Source organism: Methylophaga sp. UBA4204 (genome assembly GCF_002379485.1).
Lineage (GTDB): Bacteria > Pseudomonadota > Gammaproteobacteria > Nitrosococcales > Methylophagaceae > Methylophaga.
Window position 1 is genome coordinate 8,619 of the sequence record NZ_DFTU01000104.1, and the last position, 5,489, is coordinate 14,107.

Sequence of the window (5,489 nt, forward strand, 5' to 3'; positions counted from 1 at the left end):
GTTTCAAATCTTAACGATTACAAATGTACATCGTTACTTCAAAACCGAAACGCATGTCTGAATATTCTGGTTTAGTCCACATGATAATCACCTCCAAGTTATTTCGTTAACTTACGATTGAAATGTTACGCTGACAGTTAAAAATGCCATAAGGTGATTTACTCATCCGGACTCAGGATTTTACTTTATGCATTTTCACAATAAACAACTGGGGTGAATATAATAATTTTGCGGTTTAGAGGGAAATCGAACGGACGGGGTTTGCCATTGTCCTAATCTGTAACAAGAGTTTTTTTATCAGGAGAGTACAAAATATGCTTAAAGCAACTTCGGCGTTTACACAAACGAGAAATATCGCCATTGCACTGACTATGTCTTTCGCGGCTGCCACGCTGTTTACAGCCTGTGGTAGCGATGACAGTTCTGACACGACACAAAACCAAGAAACGGGAATGAGCTCTGAAAATCAGAGCAATATGGACACGACTGAAAATATCACCCCGGCCCCATCAGAAACTGAAGTGGTCATTGAAGATGAACCTGCCGCTGAGCTTGATAAGACTGATAGCACCATGGCTACTGAAGAAACAGAAGTCAGTGGAACATCAGATGACGCAGCCGCTCAAGCCGATGAGCCAAAAAGTGAAGGAGCAGAAACGCATTTCGTAACTGCAGAGGGCCTGAAGTTTAATCCGCTGGTCGTCAAAATTAATTCTGGTGACTCTGTGTCTTGGCGCAACATGAGCACACATAACTCTGAATCAATAGATGGCTTGATTCCCGAAGGTGCCGAGAAATGGAACTCGCCGATGAGTGAAAATTATAAGCACACCTTCACAGAGGAAGGCATTTACGTCTATAAATGCACACCGCATATTGGTTCAGGTATGGGTGGAGTCATCATCGTAGGTGAACCAGTAAATCTCGAACAGATTAAAAATGCCGATGTCAGTGGCGGTGCTGGACGTCTGGTCAGAAAAGCAATATCTGAAGCAGAAAGTATGTAATTTCGGGCTCAGATAACTTGGCACCATAGCAAAAAGGCACTTATTTTAAGTGCCTTTTTTATATCTGATGACTCGTCCTGAAATAAGTCTACTGATCGGAAACGTATTTGGACAAGCTAAATCCAAGGCATCGGCATACCCAGAAAGATTGAGTGTTGGTCCTGGAATTGTCTGTTGTTGACCAAGTCAAAAAACCCTAGCTAGTCATAGACTTACTATATTTTGGATAAAGTTGAACTTTTTCAATAGCTCGTGCTCTGACGTTATTTACCTATATGGAATCGTTAAAATGCCCCTTAAAACCCGAAGACGTAGCGTATTAGAGCACGCCATAATTCATAGTCAGGATGAATTGGATCGACTGATCAAAGAATTAGATGCACAAGAGCAGCATGAGTTAGAAATGAGCCGTCGATTTGGAAGAAAACCAAGAAGAATGTCTGGAAAGTCAGCTCCTTTACTACTTGCAAAAGCTTTTCAGAATATTCAAAAGAAAAATTGAAACATAAAGTCAGCTTTAAACTTTATAGCAAGATTCCCAACTCACTATGTACAGAAGCAATGATTGTCATAAATTAATACAAAAAAACACTTAACATCCAGTAAGTTTTTAGGGGGTGGTAGTTGATACTGGTCCCGGTAATAAATAAAACAGGCACACATTCATGAGTGCTTTTTTTATGTCTGAAATTTGATATTTAAGAGTGTGATGTCGTGATTTCATCCCCAACACTCGCCCACAAAAAAGCCCCCTTTCGGAGGCTTCTTGTTTTGCGTTGTTTCAAATCTTAACGATTACAAATGTACATCGTTACTTCAAAACCGAAACGCATGTCTGAATATTCTGGTTTAGTCCACATGATAATCACCTCCCGGTTGTTTCATTAACTTACGAATCAAATATTACGCCTGCAGGTAAATTTTCCATAAGGGGATTTGCTTGTCTGTGCTCAGGATTTTGCTTAACTTAAATCAAGTACATTTGATTCATATACGACTACTCTATTTAACAGGCTTGCCAAAGAACGTTGAAGATTATTTGTAACGGATATTTTGCATAAAGACAGGCTTAATGGGTGTTTGGTTTCTTACACAAAATCATCAAACATAACACCGAAATTGAGCCCATACTGTGCATTAGTCCCCACTAGATAAGCGAAACGACACCCCGCCTATTTTCTACACATCATATTAGGGCTTGTTGATCTTTCATAACTGCCTTTTTTGTTTCTGAAAGCTAAACAGCCCCTTGTGATGCACCTGCAGCTTCCCGTTGCAGTTGCTGGCATCACATTCGAACGAGGAGATCGACATAGATATCAAAGAGTTCGGATTGGCAGCACGCATGCGACACGTCCTTCGAAATGAAAAGGACACGGAGTTGTTGCGCTCAGAATTATTAAGCATCGAACAACTCAAACGCCACGCGATGACCCTGGCTCAGGAACATCAAATTGATCCAAAACTCGATTCAGATAAATTGCTGCCTCGGTTAGCCGATAATTCGCGCGTTCTGCATGTTGCTTATGATGTTGTGACCAAAGCAGCCACCGCTGGGCAATCCATGGTGCCCGCCGAGTCGTGGTTACTGGATAATTTTTATCTTATCGAACAGCAAATTCTGCTGGCAAAAAATCATTTACCACGAGGCTACAGCCGGGAATTACCCAAGCTGGCCAACGGCTTGTCTGCTGGTTACCCACGGGTTTACGACCTGGCAATTGAATTGATTTCCCATATGGATGGCCGTCTAGACAGCGATAATGTCAGCCAGTTTATTGCTGCCTATCAAACGGTTGAGCCTTTAAAACTGGGCGAGTTGTGGGCGTTTCCAATTATGCTGCAATTGGCTTTACTAGAAAATTTACGCCGCGTTGCCGTACGTATTGCTCAACGTCGTGAAGAACGCGATGCCGCGATCACCTGGGCAGACCGCATGCTGGCGATGGCGGAAGATGATCCGAAAAAACTTATTCAGGTATTGGCTGAATTTGCCAATGCCGATGTACCGTTAACAGCTTCTTTTGTGGAAGAATTTTATGCCCGGCTTCAGGCGCAGGGCCCGGCCATGGCCTTTGTGCAAACCTGGGTTGAACACAGATTATTAGAACAGGGTGTCACGGCCACACAATTATCAGAATCATCAGGTCGTGTGGCGGCCGCCAATCAAATCTCCATTGCCAATAGTTTCAGTAGCCTACGCTTCATTGGCATTATGGACTGGAAACAGTATGTCGAATCCCTGAGTGTGGTTGAACAGGCATTAAAGCAAGGCGATCCGAACGTTTATCCAAGGCAGGATTTTGCAACACGTGACCGGTATCGGCATGTTGTCGAAGATATTGCCCGTAACAGCAGTTGTAGTGAGTTGGAAGTTGCCCAAGGCTGTATTCAACTCACAGCAGAGGCTGCCCGAACCGTCGGTGCAGATCATCGTAAAGCTCATATTGGTTATTATTTAATCGATGACGGTCGCACCCTGCTCGAACAGTCGGTGAACTGCGAAGTCTCGTGGAAGCTAAAAGCAAGACGCGTTATTAAACGTTCGAGATTATCGCTATACCTCGCACCGATAGTCATCCTGCCTATCGTGTCAACGCTATTGATTGTTAGCTGGCTTTTCCAGTTAAATGTTGCTGGCTGGCTGCTCGGATTATTGGCAATCCCACTTTTAATCAGTGTCTCAGCATTGATGATTCCACTAATTAATCACTTTATTACCTTAATACTGCCGCCACGTGTTTTACCCAGGCTGGATTTTTCTCAAGGCATTCCACAGCAACATCGCACCATGGTCATCGTGCCAACCTTACTAGCCAGCACCAAGGATGTGGATGAACTGATTGAAGCGATACAAATTCGCTATCTGGGTAACCGGGATGCCAATCTGTTTTTTGCCCTGCTAACTGATTTTCATGACGCAGCCACAGAAACCTTGCCAGAAGATGCCGCGATCATCAGCTATGCAACCAAGGCGATTGAGAGGCTGAATGATACCTACCGAAATGAAGATCGGCCGTGCATTTTTTACCTGTTTCATCGCCCACGCGTCTGGAATCCTTATGAAAAAATCTGGATGGGCTATGAACGTAAACGTGGCAAATTAGAACAATTCAATGCCAGGCTTCGTGGTGAGGCGTTAACTGCATTTTCGGCTATCGTCGGTGATACCGATATTTTAACGACTATACAATATGTCATTACCCTGGATACCGATACCCAGTTACCTCGTGACGCAGCGCATGCATTGATCGGTAATCTAGCACATCCACTGAACCGGCCGGTTTTTGATGAAAATGTCGGGCGGATTGTGGATGGCTATGCGATTTTGCAACCGCGAGCATCGATTAGTCTGGCCAGCGCCAACCAATCCCGCTTCAGTAAATTGTATTCTGGAGCATCAGGTATTGATCCCTACACCCGGGAAGTGTCGGATGTATATCAGGATATTTTTGGCGAAGGTTCATTTATCGGTAAAGGCATTTACGATGTCGATGCATTCCGGCAGGTGACCGAAGGCCGTTTACCCGAAAATCTGATCCTCAGCCATGACTTACTCGAAGGTGGCTACGCGCGATCAGCGCTAATTACCGATGTGGATTTAATTGAATCACATCCACCCAGTTATCCCATTGAAACCAGTCGCCGTCACCGCTGGATTCGTGGTGACTGGCAATTAGTCGGCTGGTTGTTACCCAACGTTTTATGTTCAAACCGGATGGATGACAGCTTAACGCCATGGCGCAAAAATCCTTTGTCTCTGTTATCAAAATGGAAACTGCTGGATAACCTGCGGCGCAGCCTGGTGGCGCCGTCATTATTGATTTTGTTAGTGATGGGGTGGTTATTTGCCACTGGAATAGTCTGGTTTTGGACCTTGCTGTTGCTGACAATCATATTGTTACCCACTCTGCTATTTTCGCTGATCTCGCTGGTGAAAAAGCCCAAACAAAGTGACTGGTTGTTGCATTTGAAAATGACGGTTCTATCCACTGATCGTCCGATAATGCAGGCATTGATGTCGCTGATATTTCTGCCATATGACGCACTGATAAACCTCAGTGCCATCGTGCAATCCGGCCTACGGATGTTGTTTACTAAACGTGGCTTATTAATCTGGCAACTTCCAAGCTATGCCCGTCGCAACAAATGTCAGACGCTAACGGATTATTTCCGAGAGATGTGGATTGCACCGCTGCTGGCAATTGTATTAACGCCGACGCTATTATCCATTCCGGCGATCAATCCTTTGTCTGTATTAGTGTTTTGCCTACCGGTTTTAGTGTTATGGCTGATATCACCGGTCATTGCCTGGTGGATCAGTCAACCAGCTGTTGAGAAGGCACAAGATTTAACACTGGAGCAGCAACAATTTCTGCGGATCGCAGCTCGCAAAACCTGGCGCTACTTTGATGACTTTGTCAGTGCTGAAGAGAATTGGTTACCACCTGACAATTTTCAGCAATATCCAGCGCCGCTAAT

Annotated in this window: 4 protein-coding genes and 1 pseudogene; 3 read left to right on the top strand and 2 right to left on the bottom strand. The window is 44.4% G+C overall.

From position 1 onward, the window contains the following. Window positions 1-10: 10 nt before the first annotated feature. On the bottom strand, window positions 11-82 hold the full coding sequence (pqqA, locus tag B3182_RS15290; protein ID WP_081443609.1) for a pyrroloquinoline quinone precursor peptide PqqA: 72 nt from the start codon (window positions 80-82) through the stop codon (window positions 11-13). A gap of 232 nt (window positions 83-314) precedes the next feature. On the opposite strand from pqqA (B3182_RS15290), the gene B3182_RS15295 reads away from it, so the two are divergent. Then, complete coding sequence (locus tag B3182_RS15295) at window positions 315-1,007, top strand: plastocyanin/azurin family copper-binding protein (RefSeq protein ID WP_292354432.1); 693 nt, start codon at window positions 315-317, stop codon at window positions 1,005-1,007. Between the two features lie 289 nt (window positions 1,008-1,296). Beyond that, entirely contained in the window at window positions 1,297-1,509 is a 213-nt protein-coding gene (locus B3182_RS15300; protein ID WP_292354431.1) for a hypothetical protein, read from the top strand. 286 nt (window positions 1,510-1,795) lie between these two features. Here the strand turns inward: B3182_RS15300 and pqqA (B3182_RS15305) are convergent, their stop codons facing one another. Next, window positions 1,796-1,867, bottom strand: coding sequence for a pyrroloquinoline quinone precursor peptide PqqA (gene pqqA, locus B3182_RS15305; RefSeq protein WP_081443609.1), 72 nt, complete (start codon window positions 1,865-1,867; stop codon window positions 1,796-1,798). Between the two features lie 485 nt (window positions 1,868-2,352). Between pqqA (B3182_RS15305) and B3182_RS15310 the strand changes: the two are divergent. Then, window positions 2,353-5,489: pseudogene (locus B3182_RS15310) on the top strand (hypothetical protein); the annotation flags it as partial.